Annotated in this window: 23 protein-coding genes, 1 tRNA gene, 1 pseudogene and 1 riboswitch; of the genes and pseudogenes, 10 read left to right on the forward strand and 15 right to left on the reverse strand. The window is 49.0% G+C overall.

Going from position 1 to position 25,449, the window contains the following annotated elements; translation table 11 throughout:
* Nucleotides 1-12: 12 nt before the first annotated feature.
* The 6 genes from BUF15_RS15230 to BUF15_RS15255 form a co-directional block, all read right to left on the reverse strand.
* Nucleotides 13-825: a ZIP family metal transporter gene (locus tag BUF15_RS15230; RefSeq protein ID WP_073614529.1), complete on the reverse strand. Its 813-nt coding sequence runs from the start codon at nucleotides 823-825 to the stop codon at nucleotides 13-15.
* A 95-nt stretch (nucleotides 826-920) separates the two neighbouring features.
* Nucleotides 921-3,707 carry a response regulator gene (locus BUF15_RS15235; protein ID WP_073614531.1) on the reverse strand — a complete coding sequence of 929 codons (2,787 nt, stop codon included), beginning with the start codon at nucleotides 3,705-3,707 and terminating at the stop codon, nucleotides 921-923.
* Nucleotides 3,708-3,927: 220 nt separating this feature from the next.
* On the reverse strand, nucleotides 3,928-6,357 hold the full coding sequence (locus BUF15_RS15240; protein WP_073614533.1) for a fatty acid cis/trans isomerase: 2,430 nt from the start codon (nucleotides 6,355-6,357) through the stop codon (nucleotides 3,928-3,930).
* Between the two features lie 51 nt (nucleotides 6,358-6,408).
* On the reverse strand, nucleotides 6,409-6,918 hold the full coding sequence (locus tag BUF15_RS15245; RefSeq protein ID WP_159441308.1) for a GNAT family N-acetyltransferase: 510 nt from the start codon (nucleotides 6,916-6,918) through the stop codon (nucleotides 6,409-6,411).
* 219 nt (nucleotides 6,919-7,137) lie between these two features.
* Entirely contained in the window at nucleotides 7,138-7,989 is an 852-nt protein-coding gene (locus BUF15_RS15250) for a PAS domain-containing protein (protein ID WP_073614537.1), read from the reverse strand.
* Nucleotides 7,990-8,130: 141 nt separating this feature from the next.
* Nucleotides 8,131-8,715, reverse strand: a complete 585-nt coding sequence (locus tag BUF15_RS15255) for a hypothetical protein (RefSeq protein WP_073614539.1) — start codon at nucleotides 8,713-8,715, stop codon at nucleotides 8,131-8,133.
* 208 nt (nucleotides 8,716-8,923) lie between these two features.
* Here BUF15_RS15255 and BUF15_RS15260 point away from each other — a divergent pair, with 208 nt between their 5' ends.
* A complete protein-coding gene (locus BUF15_RS15260) occupies nucleotides 8,924-9,388 on the forward strand; it encodes an Hsp20/alpha crystallin family protein (RefSeq protein WP_084554035.1) in 465 nt (154 codons plus the stop codon).
* 163 nt (nucleotides 9,389-9,551) lie between these two features.
* On the opposite strand, the gene BUF15_RS15265 is transcribed toward BUF15_RS15260, so the two are convergent.
* From BUF15_RS15265 to thiM, 5 genes are read right to left on the reverse strand one after another with little or no spacing between them, the layout of a single operon-like run.
* Nucleotides 9,552-10,511: an ABC transporter substrate-binding protein gene (locus tag BUF15_RS15265; RefSeq protein ID WP_143170732.1), complete on the reverse strand. Its 960-nt coding sequence runs from the start codon at nucleotides 10,509-10,511 to the stop codon at nucleotides 9,552-9,554.
* Nucleotides 10,489-11,250, reverse strand: a complete 762-nt coding sequence (locus tag BUF15_RS15270) for an ABC transporter permease (protein ID WP_073614543.1) — start codon at nucleotides 11,248-11,250, stop codon at nucleotides 10,489-10,491. Before BUF15_RS15270 ends, BUF15_RS15265 begins: the two co-directional genes overlap by 23 nt.
* Nucleotides 11,247-11,987, reverse strand: a complete 741-nt coding sequence (locus tag BUF15_RS15275) for an ABC transporter ATP-binding protein (protein WP_073614545.1) — start codon at nucleotides 11,985-11,987, stop codon at nucleotides 11,247-11,249. The genes BUF15_RS15270 and BUF15_RS15275 overlap by 4 nt, the downstream gene beginning before the upstream one ends.
* Nucleotides 11,988-11,992: 5 nt before the next feature.
* Nucleotides 11,993-12,628 (reverse strand): thiamine phosphate synthase, encoded by a 636-nt coding sequence (gene thiE, locus BUF15_RS15280; RefSeq protein ID WP_073614547.1) that lies wholly within the window; start codon nucleotides 12,626-12,628, stop codon nucleotides 11,993-11,995.
* 5 nt (nucleotides 12,629-12,633) lie between these two features.
* Nucleotides 12,634-13,443, reverse strand: a complete 810-nt coding sequence (thiM, locus tag BUF15_RS15285) for a hydroxyethylthiazole kinase (protein WP_073614549.1) — start codon at nucleotides 13,441-13,443, stop codon at nucleotides 12,634-12,636.
* A gap of 145 nt (nucleotides 13,444-13,588) precedes the next feature.
* Nucleotides 13,589-13,681, reverse strand: a riboswitch (TPP riboswitch).
* Between the two features lie 34 nt (nucleotides 13,682-13,715).
* Here thiM and BUF15_RS28095 point away from each other — a divergent pair.
* The 4 genes from BUF15_RS28095 (at nucleotide 13,716) to BUF15_RS15310 (ending at nucleotide 16,913) form a co-directional block, all read left to right on the forward strand.
* Complete coding sequence (locus tag BUF15_RS28095) at nucleotides 13,716-13,844, forward strand: hypothetical protein (protein ID WP_268753194.1); 129 nt, start codon at nucleotides 13,716-13,718, stop codon at nucleotides 13,842-13,844.
* Between the two features lie 84 nt (nucleotides 13,845-13,928).
* Nucleotides 13,929-14,003, forward strand: a tRNA-Gly gene (locus tag BUF15_RS15290).
* 1,074 nt (nucleotides 14,004-15,077) lie between these two features.
* Complete coding sequence (locus BUF15_RS15300) at nucleotides 15,078-15,722, forward strand: hypothetical protein (protein ID WP_073614553.1); 645 nt, start codon at nucleotides 15,078-15,080, stop codon at nucleotides 15,720-15,722.
* 384 nt (nucleotides 15,723-16,106) lie between these two features.
* Nucleotides 16,107-16,913: a carbon-nitrogen hydrolase family protein gene (locus BUF15_RS15310; RefSeq protein ID WP_159441309.1), complete on the forward strand. Its 807-nt coding sequence runs from the start codon at nucleotides 16,107-16,109 to the stop codon at nucleotides 16,911-16,913.
* Between the two features lie 35 nt (nucleotides 16,914-16,948).
* On the opposite strand, the gene BUF15_RS15315 is transcribed toward BUF15_RS15310, so the two are convergent.
* On the reverse strand, nucleotides 16,949-17,941 hold the full coding sequence (locus BUF15_RS15315; RefSeq protein WP_073614577.1) for a Gfo/Idh/MocA family protein: 993 nt from the start codon (nucleotides 17,939-17,941) through the stop codon (nucleotides 16,949-16,951).
* A 172-nt stretch (nucleotides 17,942-18,113) separates the two neighbouring features.
* On the opposite strand from BUF15_RS15315, the gene BUF15_RS15320 reads away from it, so the two are divergent.
* A complete protein-coding gene (locus BUF15_RS15320; RefSeq protein WP_073614560.1) occupies nucleotides 18,114-18,773 on the forward strand; it encodes a YceH family protein in 660 nt (219 codons plus the stop codon).
* Nucleotides 18,774-18,775: 2 nt separating this feature from the next.
* On the forward strand, nucleotides 18,776-19,471 hold the full coding sequence (gene mtgA / locus BUF15_RS15325) for a monofunctional biosynthetic peptidoglycan transglycosylase (RefSeq protein WP_073614562.1): 696 nt from the start codon (nucleotides 18,776-18,778) through the stop codon (nucleotides 19,469-19,471).
* A gap of 66 nt (nucleotides 19,472-19,537) precedes the next feature.
* On the opposite strand, the gene hisC is transcribed toward mtgA, so the two are convergent.
* The 3 genes from hisC to BUF15_RS15340 all read right to left on the reverse strand — a co-directional run bounded on the left by hisC (nucleotide 19,538) and on the right by BUF15_RS15340 (nucleotide 22,155).
* On the reverse strand, nucleotides 19,538-20,632 hold the full coding sequence (hisC, locus tag BUF15_RS15330) for a histidinol-phosphate transaminase (protein WP_073614565.1): 1,095 nt from the start codon (nucleotides 20,630-20,632) through the stop codon (nucleotides 19,538-19,540).
* 270 nt (nucleotides 20,633-20,902) lie between these two features.
* On the reverse strand, nucleotides 20,903-21,169 hold the full coding sequence (locus tag BUF15_RS15335; protein WP_073614567.1) for a hypothetical protein: 267 nt from the start codon (nucleotides 21,167-21,169) through the stop codon (nucleotides 20,903-20,905).
* Nucleotides 21,170-21,429: 260 nt separating this feature from the next.
* On the reverse strand, nucleotides 21,430-22,155 hold the full coding sequence (locus BUF15_RS15340) for a substrate-binding periplasmic protein (RefSeq protein WP_159441310.1): 726 nt from the start codon (nucleotides 22,153-22,155) through the stop codon (nucleotides 21,430-21,432).
* Nucleotides 22,156-22,442: 287 nt separating this feature from the next.
* Between BUF15_RS15340 and BUF15_RS15345 the strand changes: the two are divergent.
* The 3 genes and pseudogenes from BUF15_RS15345 to BUF15_RS27760 all read left to right on the forward strand — a co-directional run.
* A pseudogene (locus BUF15_RS15345) lies at nucleotides 22,443-23,656 on the forward strand (IS256 family transposase).
* Nucleotides 23,657-24,808: 1,152 nt separating this feature from the next.
* Nucleotides 24,809-25,183 (forward strand): chemotaxis protein CheB, encoded by a 375-nt coding sequence (locus BUF15_RS15350; protein WP_073614569.1) that lies wholly within the window; start codon nucleotides 24,809-24,811, stop codon nucleotides 25,181-25,183.
* Between the two features lie 77 nt (nucleotides 25,184-25,260).
* The coding region (locus tag BUF15_RS27760; protein ID WP_234981187.1) for a hypothetical protein at nucleotides 25,261-25,449 on the forward strand (189 nt) is incomplete at its 3' end.

A 25,449-nucleotide genomic window follows, 5' to 3' on the forward strand; every position in this document is an offset into this window, starting at 1 on the left:
TCTCCGCCGACTTCAGCCCAGTGCCACGTCAAGGGTCATCATCAAGGCAAATCCGAACATCACCCCGATAGTCGCCACATCCGAATGCTTCTCGGCCTGCGACTCTGGAATCAACTCCTCAGCTACCACGTAGATCATCGCTCCAGCAGCAAACGAGAGAGCATATGGGAGAATGGGCTGCATGAGAATAACCAGAGCCGCTCCCGCCACTCCTGCAATAGGCTCAACCACGCCCGACATCTGCCCATAGAAAAAGCTCTTTGCTCGAGATAACCCCTCACGTCTGAGCGGTATGGACACCGCAGCACCTTCCGGAAAATTCTGAATACCTATGCCAAGTGCCAGAGCCACGGCAGCCCCAATGGTTGCAGTTCCCTGACCGGCAGCAGCAGCGCCAAAGGCCACACCAACTGCCAAACCTTCAGGAATATTATGCAGGGTAATGGCCAGCACCAGCAAAACCGAACGCTGCCAGCTGGTCTTCACCCCTTCAGCCTCTTTGGTTGGAAAACCGGAATGCAAATGGGGCAGGAGTTTATCCACTCCCCACAAAAAACAGCCTCCGCTCAGAAAGCCAATAAGCGGAGGAAGCCAGACAATTCCCCCGGCCTCTTCCACCAACGCAATAGCAGGTGCCAATAGCGACCAGAAACTTGCAGCGATCATTACACCCGCAGCACAACCCAGCATACCGTCCAAAGCTTTTCTATTGATCTCCTTGAAAAAGAAGACCAATGCCGCTCCCAGCGCAGTCAGAAACCACGTAAACAGTGTACCAAGCAGCGCCTGTTGCACGCCCGTCAAACTAAGAAACCATTCAACCATGCTTTCTCCTCAATTGTTTTTTCAACAATAATTGCCGAAGATTCGACTCGAAACCCGGTTAAACACGCATTATTTGTAAAACCAATACATCATATTCAACTACCACCAGTCCCCAGATAGACCGCCAGTTCATCCATAAGTCTCGTCGCAGCCACACGAAGCCGGTTGAACTCATCCAGGGCGCTGTCCATTCGCCCCTCCTTACTCATGGATTCCAAAGAGAGTGCCAGCTCCCGTACAGAATCTGCCGCAAAATGACCAACAGCGCCTTTATAGGCATGTGCCGCATCACGAAGCCCTTCGGAATCACCGGCCGCAATCGCGGCTTCGATGGCGTTTAAAAGCGTCTCATTTCTCGCCATAAACAGCTGGACCAGTTCCCGAAACAGCCCCTCGTCATCACCAACAAATTCCAGAGCTCTTTTCAAACTCCAGAGCAGCTGATCCTGAGGCAGGTCCACATTTTCAGATCTGGCCACTGGGGAAGCACCAGGCACCTCCGCGTTTGCATTCCTGCCAAGTTCTTGAGTATTCAGCCAGGGCTTGAGCCGTTCTGCGAGTACATCGGGCTTGATGGGTTTGGTAAAAAAATCGTCCATGCCTACCTCGAAACAACGTGTTCTGGTGGACTCCATGGCATTGGCGGTCATGGCGATAATGACCGAACGTTTCAACCCCTGCTCCATCTCACGTTTTCGAATCAGCTGTGTTGTTTCATAACCGCTCATTTCCGGCATCTGGATGTCCATCAGTACTACAGAATAGGTTCTCTCCGCCGTCATCCGCAACGCTTCCCGACCACTCCCCGCCACCTCGGCCTGCAGTCCGTATTTTTGTAAAATTGCCAGGGCAATATTCTGATTGATCGGTTCATCATCCACCAGCAGCAGCGATCCATGCAATCGGGGATGGGTTTGGAGTTGCTCGGCAATTGTCTCTTTTTCGAGACGTTTTTGCCCCCTGGCTACTCTGTCGGCCAGACTGTTGTACAAATCTAGCTGCCGGATGGGCTTCAGCAAAGATCTGCTGACCCCGGCCCTACGTAACTGCGCCTTGACAAAGGACATGGTACTCATCAAGACCATCAGTGGAGCATTGTCACCAAAATCCCGGTGTATGGCTTCGGCAAACTGCAATCCTTCACAGTCGGGCAGTCGTTGATCGATCAGGATGGCGTCTACCGCTTTGTCATGACGAATCAGCTCATTCAAGGCTGCCAGACAGCTGCCCGCATCCGGATAAGAAAGCACCTCAGCATCGCAAAACTCAAGATAATGCTCGATAATCGAGCGGTTGCTCCGACTGTCGGCCGCAACGAGATACCGTTTACCTTTCAGCTTGTTATAGGGAATGAGCGGGAATGTTTCCTCAACAATGTCAAAAGCTATTGAAAACCAGAAAGTCGTTCCCGAACCGATCTTGCTGCTTACGCCGATGCTGCCGCCCTGCTGTTCGACAAGCTGCTTACAGACACTGAGCCCAAGGCCTGTTCCACCGTATTTGCGGGTGGTAGAACCATCTGCCTGGGTAAATTTTTCAAACAGCCTACCGGTTACATCATCGGAAATACCAATCCCTGAATCCTCCACGGTAAACATGAGCTCCTGCTGGGAATCATGGCGATTCACAACCGACACCGACAGTTTGACCTCCCCCGCTTCGGTAAATTTCACCGCGTTGCTCAGCAGGTTGGTGATAATCTGGCGCAATCTGGTTGGATCCCCAAGAATACGGCAGGGAATGGAAGTCGGCACAAAACAGGTCAGCTCGAGATTCTTAAGGTTTACCGTATCGATAAAAAGCTCAGATGTCTCCTCCATCAACTCCCGCAGATCAAAAGGGATAGACTCGAAAGTGATTTTGCCGGCATCGATCTTGGAAAAATCAAGAATGTCGTTAATGATAAGAAGCAGGGAGTCTGCTGAACGGGTCGCTGTTTCCAGCAGACGTTTGTACTCAGCAGTCATCGGCACATCCTGTAACAGGGAGAGGACACCGATAACACCGTTCATAGGCGTACGGATTTCATGGCTCATATTGGCCAGGAACTCACTCTTGGCTCGAGCCGCCGCCAACGCCTCGTCGCGCTTGGCCCGGAGCTCCTCGGTCCGCTCCTGCACCAGCATTTCCAGATTGTGTCGATGTTGCTGCAGCTCAGCGTCCCGCTCCTGGATGCCTTTCAGCATAGTGTTGAAGTCATCGATCAGTTGGCCAATTTCATCATCGCTCAGCTTATCGACCCGCAGACCGTAATCGCCATTTTCGGAAATATCCCTGGCAGTACTAGCCAGAAGACTCACCGGCCGGGTAATGATTCCCTGCAACCGGGCAGAGATAAGCACCGTCACCGCCAACACCACCACCATACTCAAGACCAGCAAAATGATGGAATTCAGGATATGCGCAGTCATCCTGCCAGTGCCTGAAAGCAGGTAGAGGACTCCGATGGTTTTATCCTGCAGGTTTATTGGTCGAAAAATCTCGAACTTGTAATGGCCCGACTGAAAGTAAAAACGGACAGCATCCGAGGAGACCATTTTCGGCAGCTGCTGCTCAGAGCCTTCAGCACCTCGAAAATAGGAGGCGAACGGTGCACCGTCAAAGTCATAGATGGCTGCCACTTCGATGTCCCGGTCGGCCCGCAGCGTACCAAGTATTTCTGCAGCACCATCCTTATCGGAGAAACTTAGCGCGGCACTGGAAAGATCAGCGATCGATTCTGAGAGAATCGTCAGGTTTTCAAGCATGGCCTGACGCATGCTGCGAATCTGGTTAAAGGCGGAAACCAGGGTAAATATAAAGAGCGCAGTGCCGGCTACAACAATACTCAACACGACAAGCTTCTGCTTAATGGGCAATTTTCGAAAACGTGGCCACTGCATGCCCTGCACATCCTCTATCTGATATAAGCAGCTCCGATGACACCCCCCCGGAACCCAATCGACGGTCACACCCAACAATTCAACTGAGCACGCCAAAAAACTCTGTATTTTGATACAGGTATAGCACATTTAAAATGTTGCCTAAAGGAAGAAGAAAAAAAATCTACCTTTAGTAACCCAGGTGGCCAGACCAAGTATCATCAAAGCCACCTTCCAGGTGCTATTTTGCCGGTCCCTTTACAGCCAGATGATAGTAGCGGTTGAGATCAAAGAGTCCTGACCTGAGCGGGTCACTCTTGTCAAAATCCTGCTGAAACCAGTCATATTTTTCCCAGAAATTACTCTCAGCCCTGTTGACACCAAAGCGAAGCAATGCTGCCACGTCCTCCTTTTTGCGACTGTCATACTCTTTTAACATGTTGAGAAAATCGGGGAGTTCCTCAAGACTGACATCAAAGAAATAGTTGGGATAACTCCCCACATAGCCCCTGATAAAATCTACCTCGTCCCTGTTTGAATTGAGCCGCTCATCTTCATTTAACGGTGTCATCACATTGTCATGCCAGCGGTGGACCACAATGGACACCACTTGATCCTGGGTGGGGGAAATCCGTATCCGCACATAAGCCAGATTGGCATTGTAATCATTCATAAAGGCGAAAAATTTGGTTCCGGGTGCAGAGACACTATCAAAACCTCGGATATAATCAGCCTCACTCTTATATTGCAACGGCAATCTAGGTGGGTATCCCTGCTGGGCGGTGTGATAATTTTCATCAAAAGTAACATCTGCAGCTTTGACAAAACGGCTCTGCACCAGATTTTCAATGAATTCCCGTTTGAAATCCAGCGTCGTAAAGCTCATACCTGCCGGCAATTTGGATGGCGTGTAATGGATTTTCCCAGGATCGATGCCGCCATACCAGGAGCGCATAAGCACCGGCCGCATTCCTTTCGGGAGAAAATCAAGAAAATAGGTCTCTCCTTCCTGGCGCAGGTTATCCATGTAAAGACGGACTCCGAGTTGATGCCCCATCGAACCATAGACATCAAAGCCCGCCACCAACGCATAATAGATCCTTTCCATTAGAGGAAAATCCATGACCCAGGCAGTTCTCGGAAGATCACCGAGTACTCCGCGATGCACCGAAGCGCTGTTGAAATGCCTGAAAATGGTGAGTGCCGGGCTGTCTTCCTCGCTGTTACCCGCCCAGATTGCTCGCGTATCCAGTCCGATCGGCCCATAGGTCTTGCTATAGAAATCCTGCCGTGCCTTGACATACCGATAAGCGAGCTGCTTGTATCGCATGATCATCCACGACTTGAAAAGACTGAAAAAACTCCCCTGTTCGTCAGGAAGGATGGTTAGGTCAAGATTGTTATGGAGGAACTCCGGACGCTGCACCGACAGGTCGTAATCGGGGTCAAGAAAGAACAGCCAGAAATTGTCATGGATCACGTTCAGGGCCACCTGACCTTTGCAGACCGGGCCGCGAATAAAGGTCATGATGACATAATGGTTGTTATCAAGCAGAAACTGGTAACGGGAACGAGCAGGTATCTGCTGAAATACCTTGAACGGATTGGCGCTCGTCCGTTTATCAAAGCCAACCACGTGCGGAGCAATAGGCCATTTGGGCTCTATGAACAGTTCCTGAAAACGCGCCATCTTGGCATCATTCAGCTCAAAAACCATATGGGTCTTGTGAACGATGGTAGAATATATCCTCCGCAACCGGTAATAGAATGGGCCCTCGCCCGGATCATCATAAGGGCGAATCGAGGGGATGATGCGAATATCCTCACCAGGAGGCGTGGTCGACCTCACAATCTCGTAAAAGTTACGACTCTTCGAGTCAAACGAGATATGCGCTAAAAAAAGATGCTCATAGAGATATCGCGCGGTCATCCGGTATTTGGCCCGCAATTCACCGTCGTCCGGGGCAGCGTTGAAAAAAGCCTCCCACTTCCGCACCGACTCCTGATCCATATCGGCCACGGCAGCACGTGCCCTATGCTCTTCCGCCGTTGGGCCCCTGCCACCGTCATGCAGCCAGTCACGAATAAGATTGAACTCTTTTTCCTCAAGCGGAGGGAAACCATAAGGCATACCGCGGTTGGGGTGTTTTTTCAGATAGGTATTCATTTCGGCAACGGTTGAAGCACAGGTAAGCTTTTCGTCTTCTGGCTTAAATGAATTGCAGCTATCTTTGATGTTTTCCGAACAGGTACTGGACTGCTCGGAGTTTTTCTGCGCCAGCATCTTGAACATGAGCGAAGTGTTCTCACCATCAGCAGCAGTGGACTCACGGACGGAGTGGAAGTTCCTGTCACGCCACTCATCGGTGGTCATGGCATCGACAAATAGGCGGGTAGGCTCCATGGCCCAAAGGCGTTTGGAGTTATAAACAGCCTCTTTGCTACCGCCACGGTCAAGCCCCTCGTAGGAGCTGAGTTTCAACTGACAGGGAGAGTTGTAGCAACTGTGACAAACGACACAACGCTTATCCAGAATCGGCTTGATCTCTGCCAGATACCGGATTTCCCCCTCGGTACGGGCCAAAGGTGCAGCTTGGTCCATATGCTCTCCGGCACATCCTGCCAATAGGAGAAGAGCCATCAGTTTGAGCAAAACGTTCGCAATTCTCATGCTTCACCTCTTCCTGATAGAGATTTGAGACCTCCGTTATGCCAAGCCAGTTTAATAATGACTGTCACAGCTCGGTCGATAGGTCAGGCGGGGAGTGGTCCTCCCCGGAATTGACGAAGGAAAAAGGCCGTGTTTTTCACAACCCATTTTCTGATAAAACCCAAGGGCATTGGGGTCAGCAAGGATATTAAGACTGATCACCCCACGTTCAGACAGACGATTTTTACAATGGCGAAAAAGCAACCGCCCAACGCCCTGTCCGATAAACTCTGGTAGCACAAACATATGATCGAGCCATAGGCCAGCCTCCAACCGTGCACCAGAATACAAAAGATCTTGAGCGAGTTGTACGAGAGAGTAATACGCAATTGCCGTCTGCTTCATCTCGCAAACGAACACCTCGTTCTGCTCGATATAGTCAGCGGTTATGGTGAGCTCTTTCTGCCAGACCTGAAAGTAATTGTCAGGATAAGACCAGTACGATTTGGATCGAAAGGAAATAATGGTCAGCAATTCATGTTCGGCCGGATTGGCCCTGCGTATAACGACGGAACTCTCCACCTCGCATCCTTTGCCGATAGCACCGGCAACCTTTCATCCAGCTAGCCCGAAGGGTGACAATGTCTGATTCAGACATGGATCTACCCAGAATTCCACAGAATATCTTTATGAAGTTACACTATTTTTGCGCTAGGGAAAAGACTATTTACTGCAGGGAAAGAGAGAAATAGCGGGCGGAGCGAAACCTTAGCGGCAGGAAGGAGTGAAATGAATTGGCAGTCAGACCCGGGAACCGCCCTGCTGCGTTTTGGCAGTCTGTTCTTTTTGCTCTGCCTCATAATCGGTAAAGAGCTTTTTCGCGCAGTCAGGGCAAATAGAATGGCTGAACACAGCCTTTGAATGTTGCCGAATATAGGCCTCAATCTGCTGCCAGTAGCCGGAATCGTTACGAATCTTCTTACAGGTCCCACAGATGGGGAGAAAACCACTCAGAACCTTGACTTTATCGAGAGCGTCCTGCAGCTCCACAATGAGCTTTTCCCTTTCAACCTCTGTCCGCCTTAACTCAGTAATATCAAGAATGATGCCTATCATTCCGTCAACATCCCCTGCTTCATCCAGATAGGTTGCTTTATGAAAGATCACATTGGACTCATCCGGGGTACCTCCTTTCACCTTCGATTCATAGATCTGCACCCCCGGATTCTCCATCAGCTCCCTGTCTTTGACATGGTACACATCCGCCAGATGTTTTGGCGCAAGATCGTAGACTGTCCGGCCAACGATTTCTGTTGCCGACCGCCCCAGAAACTCTGCAAAGCTCTTATTGCAGCCAGTATAGATATAGTTACGGTCTTTATAGAAAACCGGAGCTGGAATCGCATTAATCAGTTGCTGCAGGAAAACAGATGCCTGGGAAGCACGTCTCTCCGCCTCCCGAAAATTATAAAACTGATGAGACACGACGAGACCGAAAGCGAAAAACGTGCCGAGAATGACCATTCCCATAATGAGCTGATGCTGATCATTGTTCATATCCTTTAAGAACGTACTGTCCATCAGGAAATCGAAGATGATCAAAGCCACACCAACCAACATTGAAAGAGAAACTATGCGGATATCAACCTTCATACGCTATCCATCTCCAACCGTATATGCGCCGCTATCACGGTATAAACTATGCCAAAAACCGGTGTTACATCTATCTTTATGCTAGCACAAACGCCGGCAATAGATCAATGTCCGGCTTCATGGCTTCGAGCCGGATACAGACTAAAAATCCTCTATGCCTTTAGCTTTATGAAGATAGGCATCCACCCGCTGACGTGCCGCCATAGTGGAACGTGCCACTGACACCAGTTCCTGGACCAGATGATCATCTTCACCAAGCTCCTCGATTGCCTCCTGGAGCAACTGTCGGCTTTCCACAGCCAGTTCACCTAGCTGACGAGCGATCTTCATCCGGCGGGCATATTTTTCCTTTTCCTGTTCTATCAGAGGCAGAATACGTTCAATGGAGAACTCGACCAGGGCATCACGCGGCGTATTATATTTTGTTGAGACCTTTTCAAGATTTTCCAGCGTTTTTCTGGAAATCACATAGGTTTTTGCTACCCGTTGTCCATCTCCTGGAAAGGTCTCGAACTCTCGGGCAATGGTTTTCAGCGCCTGAACATCCTCCACCAGATGATCAAACAGCGACTTCTGCTTGATTCCCAACTGGCCGGCAAGAACGCTTAAAGCATTGATTGAGCGCTCAGACAGTTTAAAGGTGGTCCGCACAGACTGGTGTCCCCTGAGCCGTGCCGACGACTCTTCGGTAAATTCGAGATGAATAAATGATTTCGGTCGCGTCATACCTTCTCCTTTGGCTTTTCATCACCTGTCGAATTACTTTTATTATTTTTATTTTTAGTAATATTTTATTTGTTGACTTTGGTAATTCAATTATTACCATTTCAGTCACAGAGGTAAACACGAAAATCCCAGATTTTTGGATTTCGTAGCAAGCTCAATCAACAACATAACCGATTCATCACCATTGAACGAACACCAGGAGGCAACTATGAACCTGATCCGTTACAACACACCAAACCGCTTACAAAATAGTAGACAGACCTCTCCGTCATCGTTTTTTGACGAACTTTTCGATGATTTTTTCGGACCGGTCCTACATCCGGCTACCTTGTCGACAGCAGCAACACGACGCCAGAGTCTGCAGGTCGATATTTACGAAAAGGAGAACGTTATCGTGATCGAAGCAGAGATGCCCGGCGTCGGGAAAGAAGATATTAAGGTCGACGTGAAGGGTCGCCAGCTAACCTTAGGTGGAGAGAGAAAGCGTGAAACCGAGGTGAAGGATGAGCACAGCTTCCGCCGCGAAAGAAGCTACGGCACCTTTCAACGCGCCTTCAACCTGCCCTTTGAAATTGACACCGAGAAGGTCCAGGCAACCTTTAAAGACGGGGTACTGCGGCTTGAAATAGCAAAACCAGTTGAACAACAGCAGAAGCAGATAACCATCAACTAACACCCCACAAGGGGTATAATTACTTATAAAAAAATTCTTTTCTTGCGAACAAACAAGAAATAAATGAGCGTTGTCTTCTGCCATGAAGAAACGCTCAAGCCATCAACCAACCGGAATCCTTAAGATGGGGCAGCATAGGGCTGCCCCATCTTTTTTTGCCAACTTATGGCAGCTCCTGCGCCCACTCGTCCAGTGGTGCCACATTTTTGACGATATCCTGCTCTTGCAAAAATCTGGCAAAACGCACATAGCGCTGACGATCAAGCGCGCCAGGCCGCAAGGCAAAACGTGGCAGGGTATCCCGCCAGGCCCGACGATTCAGTTCATCATCGAGGCTTTTACGATCGCCCTTGATAAAGAGCTCCCAGCTCTCATCCGGGTGATTCACCAGATATTGAACGCCCGCCTCGACCGCATCGACAAAACGACGAAGTTTCGCATCCCCGAGAGATGCCCGATCGGCAACGAGGATAAGCTCATCATATGCGGGTATACCGTATTCCTCGACGAAAAATGCATGTCCGGGTCTTTTCTCAATCGCCATCTGATTGAGCTCAAAATTACGAAAGGCCCCGATCACACCATCCACCTGACCAGTAAAAAGCGAGGGGGACAGTGAGAAGTTGACATTCACCAGTTTCACATCGGAAAGAGCGATCCCTTCTTTTGCGAGCATGACCTTCAACAGCGCCGTCTCAAAGCCGCCCACCGAATAACCGATAGTTTTGCCTTTGAGATCTCCTATTGATTTGATCGGACCATCTTCAAGCACAACCAGGGAATTGAGGGGGGTCGCAACCAAGGTGGCAATACGCACCAAAGGCAACCCTTGTTCGACCTGCATCTGGTGTTGATGCTGGTAGGAGACGGCAATATCCGCCTTGCCTGCCGCCACCAGTTTTGGAGGGTCATTAGGGTTTGAAGGGGCGATAAGCTCGACATCGAGACCACGCTCGGCAAAATAGCCCTTCTCTAGAGCCACAAAAAGTGGTGCGTGATCGGGATTAACAAACCAGTCCAGCAGAACAGTCACTTTTTCGGCGGCCAACGCCATGCCTGTCGAATGCATTGACAAGAGCAGAGCAGTCAGCACGATGGATTTACGCAACAGATTCATCTTCATTTTCCTTTTTTTCCCAAAAGATCAACCGGGCCACCATGGTATCCACGGCAAAATAAAGTCCCAGCGATACGACAGAAAGCACCGCCAGGGCAGCAAACATGATATCGATCTGCATACGGGCATTGGCATGGAGCATGTAATATCCCAAACCCGAGCTGGAACCGACCCACTCCCCCACCACTGCGCCGATTGGCGCCACCGCAGCGGCAACTCCGAGTCCGGAGCCAAGCGCGGGCAGTGCAGAAGGAATGACAATCCAGCGCAGAACGGACAGCGGTCGACCTCCCATTATGCGGGCCAACTCCAGCAGCTCGGGGCGGGTGCGACGCATCCCGTAATAGAAGGAAGACGTAACCGGAAAGAAAATAATCAACACCGCCATGGCCACCTTCGAAGCCATACCATACCCAAACCAGAGCACCAGAATCGGTGCCAGGGCAAATACCGGGATGGCCTGACTGACCACAAGAATCGGCAAAAGCCAGCGACGCATCAGCGGCAGCAGGATCATGGTAAGTGCGCAGCAACTGCCAAGAACTGTACCGAGGACAAGCCCCGCCAGGATTTCGGCGAGTGTTGTCATCAGATGATTCTGCAGCGTCGGCCAGTGCAGGATAAGGGCCCGAACCACGGGCAGAGGTCCCGGCAGTATGTACGGTGGTACATCGGTAATCATGACCACCAGTTGCCAGAAAGCGGTTAAACCACTGGCGAGGATCAAAAAACGAATACCGCTCATGACTCAGCCTCCGCCATGAGCTGGCCCAATAACTGTGGATAGATCTGCTGCACTTCCGGATCAGCGGGATCACGTGGTGTTGCCCCATGCAGATCGAGGACAGTAGCAATCCTTACCGGATGCCCATGCAAGACAATAATCCGGTCGGCAAGCCGCAACGCCTCCATAGGGTCATGGGTCACCATCAATACCGTCTTCCCCTTCGTGAGACGGGCAGCAAGATTCTGTAGCCGCACCCTGGACAGAGCATCAAGAGCAGAAAACGGCTCATCCATCAGGATCACAGGGCGCTCCTCCATAAGAGTCCGGAGTAGCGCTACCCGCTGTCGCATGCCGCCCGAGAGCTGACCGGGCAGTAAACCACCTTTCCCTTCCAATCCTGCTTCAGCCAACAACTGTTGCGCCTTGTCCTTCAGCGTCGGACGCACCTCACCTCGCAAGCGCGCACCAAGCAGGACGTTGTCGATCACCGTCAGCCACGGTAGCAACAGATCGTCCTGAGCCATCCAGCTGATGGAGGCTGCATGCGAGATTTCCGGAAGAAACCTGAGCCTGCCGGAAAATTTCAACCGACAATTGCACGACACCAAACCAAGCATGGTCGACTTACCGCAGCCACTCGGTCCCAGCAAACAGGTACAATGTTCTGCCGGGACCTCCATCGAAAATCCGGCAAAGAGTTTTTTGCCGCTAAAACCGAGGGTGATATCTTCAAAGATTATGGCAGGAGAAATCATTTTCGTTAGTTCGCTCTGCCGCTTTGAACATGCATAAACAGCTCCCGGGCCGAGTTCTCAGGAGAAGCTGCCGAGACAATAGCGGACACTACCGCCACCCCATCAGCTCCGGCTCTCACAACCTCAGCTGCATTGGCGGCGGAGATCCCGCCAATACCCACCAATGGCAAGCCCACACAACGGCGAATCTCCCGCACCCCGGCAATCCCCAGCGGCTCAGCAATATCAGTTTTTGTCATGGTGCCAAAAACGGGACTGATGCCGATATAATCCGCCCCTTCCTGTTCGGCAGTGACAGCATCGTCCACAGATTCGGCCGAAATACCGATAATTCGACCCGGCCCCAGTATGCTTCTGGCATCAACTATATGCATATCGCTCTGGCCAAGATGTACCCCATCGGCATTGGCTGCCAGCGCCACGTCGACCCGGTCATTGACGATAAGCGGAATACCCAGAGGTCGCAAAAAGGAGATAAGCTGTCGCGCTTCCGCAATCATCTCGCGCACCGGAAGATGCTTTTCTCTCAGCTGCACACAGCTGACGCCGCCCGCTACTGCTGCCGCCACAACATCGATGGTCGAGCGACTGCCGCATAGAGAGCGGTCTGTCACCAGATAGAGTGAATAATCGATTCGCATGGCTATTACGCATCCGCAGAGATCTTGCTACCCGCCTTCACATCCTCAGGTGTGAGGTTGTACAAAGCGTCCAGCAGATTCACCATGAACGAACCCGGCCCATTGGACATGGCACCCGCCTTTTCGCCGGCCAGACCGTAATAGGCCAACGCCGTGGCGGTCGCCGTTACGGTGTCGTCGTCAACTGCTGCAAAAGCACCAATAACCGAAGTGGCGGCACAACCAGTGCCTGTCACATAAGACATGAGTGGATGACCATTCGCCACCCGCAGCACCCTTTGGCCGTCGGTAACAAGATCGACCGGACCGGTAATTGCCAGGGTCGTCCCCAGCTCAATGGCAAGGGCTTTGGCAGCTTCCGCCGCTTCATCGACAGAATGAAGCGAATCCACGCCTTTTGTTTTCGAGTCTGTGTTTCGAAGCGACAAAATTTCCGAGGCGTTGCCCCGAATAACGCTCACTGAGGTCTCCTCGATAATACGTTTTGCCGTGATGGTTCTGAGCGCTGTCGCACCGGAACCAACCGGGTCAAGAACGATAGGGGTTTTCAGCTCCGTACACTTGCGACCGGCAAGGAGCATAGACTCAACCCAGATGTCGGTCAATGTGCCAATATTAAGCACAAGTGCCCCGGCAAAACCGGCCATCTCCTCAACCTCGTTGGCAGCATGAGCCATGACCGGTGATGCCCCGGCTGCCAGTAGCACATTGGCCGTGGAGTTCATCACCACAAAGTTGGTGATGTTATGGATAAGCGGCTTTCTTGCCCGAACTTTTTCCAGATTTTCGGCACAGATCTGACCAAACGAAGACATAAGGAACTCCTGCGGTTAAAAAATCAATTCATCAAAAAGGCGCAATATCAAACAAAAACGCACTTCACATGAAAACCATACAGGAGGGGAACAAAGAGACGCGTTGAACGGAAATCGCTCAACGAAAAGAATCTGATATAGGAAGTATACTGCTCTATGCAATTCCCTACGCTGGTATTAACCAGATCAGGTTCAAAGGGTATCATCTCAGGCCATACGGCCACCCCCCTGCAAAAACGTATGAGTGCTTTCTATAAAGTATTACTGGCAGCATGTCAAAACATATACTCCCAAAATCGTCCATTGCCGGGATATCAGTGCATCGTTTCCAGGAAGATTTTGGTCTTTCGCACCTGCCGGAAGAGCTTGATATAATCAGGATCATCACTGCGGAAAGCTGAAAAAAGGTAGATGCCTATGCAAGGCTTTCAAGTGAAATTAGTATTGACAACATCCCGGCCTGAGATATAATCGCTGCACATTCTGCGGGAATAACTCAGTGGTAGAGTGTCAGCTTCCCAAGCTGAAGGTCGCGAGTTCGAATCTCGTTTCCCGCTCCAAGTAAATTCAAGGGCTTACGTTTAATCGTTAGCCCTTTTTTATTTGATGTTAGCGCCAGCATCCCAGATTACTCGATTTTTGATATAGATCTCACTAGTAGCAAGATAAGAACGCCTGATTATCCATATATTTTCAATCAGTTACGCCTCAATTGTGACACTGGATTAAATCTGACAAATGCTAACCTGGAATGATGTCAGGATGAGTTTTTTTTCTTATTGGCTTTCTTCAGTGCTGTCAGAAAAATGTAAGGTGCGGTTTTTAGGTTTAGCCATCTGACTAATTCTACAAAAGGATTGGCTATGACCGAAAAACAGAAAGATGATCTACACAGTCAATGGAAGCTTACCAGCATAAAAACGAGACATATGATCTTAGCGGAGTACCATAAGAGATATGGTCATAGTCAGAATGCTGAACACTGGAACAACTATCTGATTGAAGTCTTGAACCTTAGGCAGTCTTGGAAAGCTAGAGGATTCCATTGAAGCAACCCTCTCGTCCCAGCAATTTCTTCAATCACTTAATCGCACATTCAATAATTGATTTTTCCTTCATTTTTTCAACCAAAGTTTTACTGGGATGCTCCCAGGATTTCTCCCATTGCCTTGAAAGCGTTTGCGAATTCCCGGCAGATATTTTGCTGAAATTTCGCGACAGCAGATGACCTCTTGCCTGCCATATAGTTTGCCAAAAACCATCAACTCACAATCTTATTTTGAGGTCGTGCTAACTGCCAAAACACCTAACAGCCATCCCCAAAACAAAAAAAAATCACACTTATCAAAATAATATCATCATCTTATTGCACATTACTCCTAACATGATTCTAGGTGAATAATTGCAAGCAAACGTATCAGGAAGTCTTAGCCTGCACCTTTACCAAAATCATTGAGGCGCCAAGTGTATTTCCGCAGCCGAATCCTTTTGCCTAACCACACATTATTCGATATAGTACAGCTGCTTGTTAGACAGCTATCTGGTGAGATTAAAAGCATATTCATTATTTTTCTATTGTATTTACCCTTCAATCTCAGGTCTTTTTACACGTAGCAAGAGAACAATCAACTTTCATGACAGAATACGCCACCGAGCCAACATATCAATATTTTCATGAACTTATTGAAACAAAGACACCGATTGTTCCAATGTTGTCATACGTAAAAGTTAAGAAGAATGGCACTCTTTCAAAAGAGCTCAACATCATTTATTATAACCCCAAGGAACATGGCCTTAGTAGGGTTTATGATACTGATTTTGCAACATTAATACTAAAGAGATTATTGTCATTTGAGCTGGGAATGTCTTCTCAGGTACTCGCTGGAATAGTGAGATCGAGTAAACCTGGCAAGGTAGAGCAGTGGCGTGGAGACACAATTGAGAAAATAAATTATCAATCGTTCAGCCTCTATAGAGGAATCCTATCGATTATTGGGAATAATGACGGCCTTCCTCTGGTAGCCCCTCAGAATACTGAGGTTATAGGAGATATTATTCCAGCTATAAAGCAGATTTTAAACGGAAAGAATCCAACTATTGTACGGCAACATATTAAACAATTTGAAACTCTCCAAAACAGAATAGCGCAAATTATCGGGGACAATCCTTTTCAGACAGCTCCAGCCATCGCTGAGAGAACCACATCTACCTTGAATGAAAATCTACAAGGTTTGAGCGACAAACAGATTGCTCGACTAACAAAACATCGCCAATTCTGATCCAGCTTGCCTGTCTACTCACAGCTTGAAAAAGAGTTGGAATCCATTTTGTAGTGAAGATTGTGGGTTCATTTTCAGCTCCGGCCAGCTATCTGAACATTGGGCCAGGCTAGATACGTTTGATATTGAACGGCTTCCCCTAGGTTCAAGATCACCAGCTCGAATTTCACCTCCCGTTCCCGTCTTTTCAAACCCGTACCGACATCATCGGCAATCGCCTGGAATCTATTACCTGAGAGATACAGAGAAAACAATTTCAACAAGAGTGCCGACAGGTGTAGAATACTTCGTCGAACTGTCGCAGCAGCATCCCAGCGTATAGCAACAACGAGGAACCTCTCTATGCCCAATTGGGAACTATCGAGAATAAAGGAGTTTTCGAACGTGAAAATCGGCTTAGTTCAAACCAATATCCAAAATGACACATCTAAAAATCTTGCGTTTGTCGAAAAATCCATAGATAAACTCGCCGATCAGGGTGCAGATCTCATTACTTTACCGGAAACGTTTGCTTTCCTGGGTTCCGATCAGGAAATGAAAGATCACGCAGAATCGATTGATGGCCCAACCCTGACACGATTGCAAAAAAAAGCCCGCGACAAAGCAGTGTTCATCCACTGCGGAAGTATCTTCGAAAAACGAGGCGACAAGATCTTTAACACCTCCGTGGTCTTCAACCGTCAGGGTGAACAGGTCGCAAGTTATAGTAAAATTCACCTGTTCGATATCGAAATCGCCAGCGGTATAATCTACCGGGAGTCCGATGTAGTAACAGCTGGTAACGATGTCGTCACTTTTAACTGCGAGGGAGTAATCGTCGGCCTATCCATCTGTTATGACATACGCTTCCCTGAACTCTACCGTAAACTGGTAGAGATGGGCGCTTCGCTGATACTCGCCCCAGCGGTCTTCACCCTGATGACAGGCAAAGACCATTGGGAACCCCTGCTGAAGGCGCGGGCGATTGAAAATCTCTGTTACATCGCCGCAGCCGGAAACTGGGGCATCTGCCCGCCAAAATACAATTCATGGGGACATAGCATGGTGATCAACCCTTGGGGTACAGTTCTTGTCCAAGCCGCTGATTGCGCGACTACGATTATAACTGAGCTCGACTTTGCGTTTATGGATTCAATTCGGGAAAAACTGCCAGCCCTACAGCACAGGAGGCGTGATATTTTCTCGAGCTGACTGTTGTCATTCCTCACAAGTCCACCTCCCACTGTTCAGGAAATTACCACCCAACTGCCGCTCCTGGCGCTTTCAACGATGCCTTCCAGCACCCGCATATTATCGACAGCGTCTGTCAGGGGGGTAGGTACCGCTGTATTGTCCAGGATTGCCTGGCAGAATACTTCTGCCTGCAGCGTATACTGGTTGCAGGTTGCGAAGATGATTTCTTCCAGCTTTCCATTCGTCTGCAACCACATTCTGCAGGGCTGATCAGGGGGAGCGTTAAATGGTATTTCAATCTCAATCCGTCCTGTGGTACCGAGAATATTTACCCTCTGGTAGGGAGCCAGTTGCGTAGAACACGTAAAAACCGAAGTGCCGCTGCCAAAGTCAAGAAGACCTGAGGTGAGGTAGTCGGTACCAAAGCTGTCATCGTGCAGCATTGCGCCCATAACCCGACGAGGCTCAGCCCCGAAGATGAACCGGGAAAGAGATAGGCAATAGCAGCCGATATCCATCAGCCCTCCCCCGCCCACGTCGGTACGATTGCGGATATTCGCAGCGTCGACATTATAGTAGGAAAAAAAGGACTGAATCGCCCCGAGGTTGCCGATAGCCCCCTCATCAACGAGTTGCCGTGCCCGTTGCCACTGGGGATGGAACCGGTACATAAAGGCTTCCATCACTTTCAGCTCTGGTTGAGCCGTCGCAGCAGCAAGCAACTGCTCCGCCTCTTTGGTACTGAGACCGATCGGTTTTTCGCACAGCACATGTTTGCCGGCCCGAATGGCCTTCACACTCCAGTCAACGTGCAGATGGTTGGGTAACGGGTTGTAAATAGCATCAATATCTGGATCGTCCAGAAGTTCTTCGTACGATCCATAGACCTTGGGAATACCCAGTTTCGTCGCTGCGACCCGTGCCTTGTCAAGGCTCTGCGAGGAGATAGCCATTACCTCGCTATGGGTGGACGCCTGAATGGCCGGGATGACCTTTTCAACACCAATCTTCGCTGTACTAAGTATACCCCAGCGAATCTTTTTCATTGCTATCACCTTTTCATTCATGTTTTTGTGGCTGAACTGTAAGGATCTGCAGTTTCACCTTTTATCTGCAGATCTTTGCCGGAAAACGACATTTGACGGGACAATTGCCGATACACTCATCTGATAGTACCCGTTTCGTTTCATAAAAAAAATACTCCACCAAAAGAATATTATGGACCACCTCGACACACTGCTCAACAACCCTGAAGTACGTGTTCTTGGCTGCCTTCTCGAAAAAGAGATGGCTACACCTGAGTATTACCCGCTGACACTGAACGCGCTCATCAATGCCTGCAATCAAAAGACCAACCGGGAACCGGTGGTTGTTTACGACGAGACAACAGTGATGTCGGCAGTCGAAGGGTTGCGCAGCCGTAAAATGGTCCGCCAAAGCAGTATAGGCCGGGCGCTGAAATTCGAGCAGATTTTTTCCGACTCAAGAAATTTCATTGCTAAGGAAAAGGCGATAATCTGCATCCTGCTTTTGCGAGGACCTCAGACCATCGGCGAGATTCGAGGACGCACCGACCGGCTCTATTCATTTTCCGATCTCGATGAAGTGCGAGCAACCCTTGAAAACCTCGAGGAAACAGGAATAGTGAAGAGGTTGCCAATGCAACCAGGCCGCAAAGAAGCCCGTTACGGTCACCTTCTCGGAGGCGAATCCTTAGAAAACAGTGAGCAGAGTGCATCCGGTATCGGCGGCGATGAACTGCCAGGTGCCCAATCAACCAGCCGGATAGAAGAATTGCAGGAACAGATTAACAGTCTGCAGGAAGAGCTCGACCAGCTCCGCCAGGAATTTGCCACCTTCAGGTCGCAATTTGAATAGCTATGCGTTTGTGGCGTCTTATTACCAAATTGATTCTGGGATTTTTTATCTCGACCATCCTGATGGTTCTCGTCTACCGGGTGGTACCGGTCTATCTGACCCCGCTCATGGCCATTCGCGCCGTGCAGGCGCTCTCTGCCGGGGAACGACCGGCCTTCAACCACTCCTGGGTGAAACTGGAAAACATCTCCCCCCACCTGGTTCAAGCTGTGGTCGCGTCCGAAGACAACCTGTTTATGGATCACTGGGGGTTCGATTTTGAACAGATTAAAAGGGCTATGGAGGAAAATAAGCGTCGCAGCAAGCCTCGGGGCGCCAGCACCATCTCCCAGCAGACGGCAAAGAACGTCTTCCTCTGGCCGCAGAGTTCCTTTGTTCGTAAAGGATTTGAGGTCTATTTCACGGTACTGATCGAGCTGATCTGGGGCAAAGAGCGTATCATGGAGGTGTATCTGAATTCCATCGAAATGGGCCGTGGTATATATGGTGCGGAAGCTGTGGCCAAGCTCCATTTCAATAAAACAGCAGTTCAACTTACAGCCCGGGACAGCGCCACCATTGCCGCCACCTTGCCCAACCCTCTTCGCTTTAATTCGGCCAACCCCTCGCCCTATATCCAGCAACGTCGATCGCAAATCCAGCGTTTGATGCGAAATATCGGCAAGGTCGATCTAACAGCAAGCCAGGGAAAATCATAACAAAAGCGCCCCATCACAATATGAGTGACGGGGCGCCGGAACAGAACGTGAGTGAGTTCTTCTTTTTCAGCCGTTATCCAACATGGTGAAGAAGGTCTTGATGAACAGGTCCATCTGCGCGTCAGTACCTACTGAGACCCGCAGGTGATTCTGCAGCTGCGGGGTGTTGAAATAGCGGAGCAGAATGCCCTTTTTCTCAAGTTCATCCCGCATGTTTTTGGCGTTTGCCTTTTTCAGCCGGAACAGGATGAAATTGGAGTGGGAAGGATAGACTTCAAGATCATCCCGGCCCCGCAGAATTTCTAACACCCGGTCACGGGTGGCGATCATCCGGTCAACCTGGGTGGCAAAAAGTTCTTTTTTCTGCACACAGACCCTGAGCGCAACCTCGGCCGCCATATTGACACTGTAGGGCGGCTTGATTTTCATAATCGCCTCTTGCAGTATCTCCGACATTATACCGTAGCCGACTCGGAGTCCGGCAAGCCCGAAACATTTCGAGAAAGTACGCAGCACGATAAGATTATTGTGCTTGCCAATCAGGTCGGCGAAGGTTGTACGGGAGAATTCGTAATAGGCTTCGTCCACCACTACCAGCATCTCTTTAGCTAGAAAATAATCGAGCACCTCCCGCTCAAGCATATTGCCAGGCGGATTATTGGGAGAGCAGAGCAGTACGGCCTTAATCCCGGCAAGGTCAATGGCGTCAAGCTTTTCTACATTTATCGAGTAATCCTCCTCGCGATGCACATCCACCAGTACACCACCGTTTAATTCCACCACATGTTTGTAGTAGGAGAAGGTCGGGGTGAAGGTCAGAACTTTGTCGCCTGGATTCAAGACCAGTCGACAGATAAGGTCGATCAGCTCATCTGCACCGGCACCGGCAACGATATTCTCGGGAAGACAGCCGACATAGCCGGCAATATCCTCGCGGATCGCCTTCTGGGCCGGATCGGGATAAATGGAGAGATATTTTGCCCGCCCCAGTTCCGCCAACACTTCCGGAGCGACGCCATAGGGGTTTTCGTTGGCATCGAGCTTGATGATCTGCGCCTCGGGAAGACCGAGTCGTTTGGCAATCTGGTCGGGTGGTTCAATGGGGCTGTAGGTGGCCATGGCCATCACCCCGTCTCTAAAAAGTGAGTCAACGCTATCCATGTGGTACCTTGTGGCTATCAGGCGTAGCGGGGCTGCCAGACAGCGATCATTTCCGTTTTAGTGCCACATGCAAGGAACGCCCCTGGCAAAGCGGCAAATAAGTGACCCCGAATAAGCTATTCGAGACCACTATTTCTCGACAGGGACTTGTATTACCATGAAATTCTGACCAGGTCCAGCCCCGTCACGAAGGAGAGCTGAACACATGGCCAACATTGTGATCACACCCCGGTTGATATGCCGGTCCTCGCCCCACACCTTGCAAAATTGCTACTTACGTAGCCGACTGGCTATACGATTATAGGCTTCTTTCAGTTCGTCACCGACAATCTTCGCCTTATCGATATATTCATCGGATGTCTCCACCGCCCCGTCGGCTATATCGATAGCCCTGTTTTTGAGTTGGTCCCATTTTTTCTCCGCCTCATCGAATTCTTCCTTCACCTCCATGGAGGCCAGATGCATTTTTAGCTTAAGCTCATCCCGTTCTGTCTTCAATCTGTCCACCAGCTTCTCAAATTCTTCCTGAATTGCCATGGTGCACCTCACTGTTGTGGTCTATAGAAACACACACCGATAATCATCCCCTTCCTGCTGCTGTAGTGCTTTTTACCTGCAGGCAACAGAAGTCCAACCAGTTCAGACCATACTTCTTCACCAAGTATAGCACAGACATTTCAAAGGGTAAAACATGTCAGGCAATTCCTGCGCAACGATTGTAAATGCTATAAACAACAACGCCTGGTGAGAAAAACATCTCTCCAGGCGTGTTTCGACATTACTCTATTTACTTCTTATTACATATACTTCTTCACCAGTGCATCAAAGGAACCGTCTGCCTTCATTTCGTCCAAAGCAGCCTGCCACTTGACAATTACATCATCGGGGGTATTTTTACTAAAAGCGATATAGAGCTCGGTATCCTTGACATCCATCACTTTTTCCAGCTGATCGCCAACGCCCTGCAGCTTTGCCTTGTAAATGCCCTGCAACTCACCAACTACCCAGAGGTTGACCCTGCCAGCCATGAGTTTTGGTACATTCAGACTATCGTCCACGACACTATCCAGATTGGTAAAGCCCTGTTCTTTTAAGAAAATCTCAGCCGCGTCGTCCTTGTAGGTTCCGATCTTGCCAACTTTCTTGGCATCATCAAGTGACGCGAGGCTGATGCCACTGCCTTTTTTAGCAAAAAACACCCATTTATTTGATGCCACCGGACCAACCCATTTAAACATATTTTCACGGGATTCCGTGCGGGTCATGGAATAGAGGATAAATCCATCCTCTTTCTGGATGAGTGCATAGGCCCGGGCCCACGGTTTCTCTTCTATTTCACCGGGATTTCCAACTTTTTTTGCCAATTGCTGTACAACCTCTGTCGACAGGCCGCTCAGCTGCCCATTTTCGGTATAGTTGAATGGCGGATAGTCCTCTGTCATAATTTGCAACCCCTCTGCCATTGCCGGTACAACGGAGAAGATGCAGATTGCACACACAGCCATTATCATTTTTTTCATCATGTTCATTTTATCCTCTCTTTGATCATTATGGATCCTTGCTTTCGGATACACTTGTATATGAAACACCAATGAGGCACATTGATGCCTCATTAAGCCTATCAAAAGCGAAAAGAGATCGTCAAAAGAATAATCGAAAAGCATGAAGAATACTGGAACATCCAGCGAAGGAAGGAGATGACGAGCCACCCCGTTACCGCCAATACAGATATTGGCGTTCCCTCGAGGGCGTTCAAAATTTTGTGTCAGTTAACCAAAGCTGATATATACAGCTGACAAAGGAGACTGACATGACAGAAGAACAACCAGAATTTGATTTTAATCGTGCCCTTAAAGACCTCCAGGAGGGCAAAGCTCTCATGGGTAAGGAAGGTATCCTTACTCCGCTGATCAAACAGCTCACCGAGGCAGCCCTTGAAGCAGAACTGGATTCCCACCTCAAAAAGGATCTCACCGCAAACCGCCGTAATGGTAAGAGCAAAAAGACTATCAAATCCATGAATGGCAGCTTCGAGCTGAGTACTCCTCGGGATCGTGAAGGGAACTTCTCACCTAAATTCGTGAAAAAGCATCAGACCACCATGAGTGACGAATTGGAGCAAAAGATTCTCGCACTCTATGGTCTCGGGATGAGCTACAAAGATATCTCCGGTCACCTGCAGGAGATGTACGGTGTAGAAATTTCCACAGGTGCCCTAACCGCTATTACGGACAAGATCATTGAGACGGTCAAACGATGGCAGGCCCGCCCTCTGGAGTCGATATATCCTGTTGTTTGGCTCGATGCGATTCATTATAAAGTCCATGAAAACGGTAAAGTAGCAAGCAAGGCGGTGTACACGATCCTCGGGGTGAATCTGGAGGGCCGAAAAAAGACGTTCTCGGTTTGTATATTTCTGAGAACGAAGGTGCGAACTTCTGGCTGCAGGTACTCACTGATCTTGCCAACAGGGGGGTAGAGGACATCCTCATTGCCTGCATTGATGGACTGAAAGGCTTTCCTGAGGCTATAGAGGCAATTTTCCCAAAGACTGAGGTGCAGCTCTGCGTCGTCCACCAGATCCGCAACTCCTTGAAGTATGTTGCCTCAAAGAACCAAAAAGAGTTCATGGTCGACCTCAAGCGGGTATACAAGGCAAGTAGTAAGGATATAGCCGAGGTGGAGCTCGATACCCTGGAGTCAAAGTGGAATAGCAAGTACCCGATTGTTATCAGATCCTGGCGAAATAATTGGGAGCGACTGAGTCAATATTTCAAATATCCCGAGGATATTCGGAGGATCATATATACCACCAATACCATAGAGGCGGTTCACCGTCAGTTTCGGAAATTGACTAAAACCAAAGGGGCGTTCCCGAATTAGGACAGCCTGCTAAAGTTGTTATATCTCGGAATTCAGAATGCTCAGAAGAGGTGGACAATGCCTATTCAGAACTGGTCTCTGTCTGTTTCTCAGCTGGCGATTTTTTTCGAAGGGCGGCTGGATCAAGAATTAGGGCTTTAAAATAGAGGCAAATGAGGCTAAAGCTATGGATGTCAAAATCCGCTCCAACAAAAGTCAGCACCTCCGACGAGCATGTTTAAGGTGCCCATTCTCAGCGCTGATTTTTATCTCCGCTCACTGAAGGGGTGATGGCAGGCCACAACGGAAGATGACACAGAATTCTGAACACACCCCCTTCTATTGCGGTTTGATGAGGGTGGCCGGAAATTAAACAGCTCTCTTCCTTCAACCAATCCCCCTTTATCATTCGCTACTCACCACTTATCTTCCAGGTGGTCGATCTCATTGTCTTATCACGCATATTCAATTGTATATTTCTTATTTCTGTATTATCCGATTTCGTGCAACAAATATCCTTACTTGAGATTTTTTCTTCCAATTGAATTATCAAATTCCTTCCAAAAGGTAACATTTTCACCTTATTTACCCAGAGAAATGGCAACAGTCTACTGTAGGGAGAATGAACGTTTCGCTGTGAATTGATTCTCTCATATCGTCCATTTTACCCAGTTGAGCACCATGCGACGTCATCTGCAGCATATCGAGTGTGTGGAGTCGGGACTTTGGATCAGCATCTCGAAATCCTCTATAGTATCAATATCTTGCGTCAAAAGTGAACGGTCATTGAGCCAAACGCAGCAAGAGGATAAGATCATTTCCATAACCTGAAATACTTTAAAAGGCGTAATCAGGGAGCAGTTATGGTCTCTGAGGATATTTGTGCCACGATGAAACCGAGAGATGACAGATGGGAGAGTCGCGAGGGTTATCAAGGAAACTATCCGGCGCTGGATTCAATGGGACTGGCTCACCATCGCGTCCACCAGAGTTACCTGCCCGTCTAAAAACTTATAGGTGTTGAATAGCTGCTAGAGCTAAAAAATCGATGCGATTTTGGCAATGCCACAACTGCCTGACAGTTCGAGCCAAATCCGCAATACATTTGGGTGATTTCTCTTGTAACTACAAAAAACATGCTATACAGCCAAGTGTTTTTTTTCGCATGTACCTCTTTCACGTATATGATTTTACTGCATTCAATTATAATGGTATGAATATGGAAGCTCCGCTACTGTCAATACCATCGTCAAGCTTTTGCCCATAAGGGAACTGCCTGCTTGCCGCAACCTTTCATACTCCGGCTGGACAAGCATGAAACAACCTGAAAAAGCTGCATCACCACCTGAGTATCAATCGTTCCCTCCTTCATCCAAAAGGCACGTGGTAGTCCCTGTGGTCGGGATAGGCGCATCCGCCGGCGGCCTCGAAGCATTAGAGAAATTCTTCACGCATATGCCTCCTGACGCAGGCATTGCCTTTGTCGTTGTTACGCATCTCAATCCTGACCGAGCCAGCCTTTTACCGGAAATTATAGGCAGAAAGACGTCAATGCAAGTTCAGAAGGCCATAAACAGTCAGCCGGTCATGGCCAACCGGGTATATTTCATACCGCCCGGAAAAACTATGACAATAGAGCCTCTTGCAAAAAGACGTGCAATAACAGAATCAGGGAGTATTTTGATTTAACACGCTGAAATAATAGAGCTTCATGGCATTTCCTGGTATAGTTTTGTATCCAGCAAAACCAATCCAAGGAGAATGCCATGAAGCTCATAGACACGATATCATGGTTGATGGGACGTGTCCAAGGAAGTCTATTTCCTCATCTAAACCAATGCTTGCCAACACCGTTAACTGAACAGGAGGAACGATTGGTATCAATTCTGGAACTTGTCCAGGTTGAACGATATGTACCGAAAAATATAACCAATTATCGTTATCCGGGGCGAAAG

Source organism: Desulfopila aestuarii DSM 18488, assembly GCF_900143695.1.
Lineage (GTDB): Bacteria > Desulfobacterota > Desulfobulbia > Desulfobulbales > Desulfocapsaceae > Desulfopila > Desulfopila aestuarii.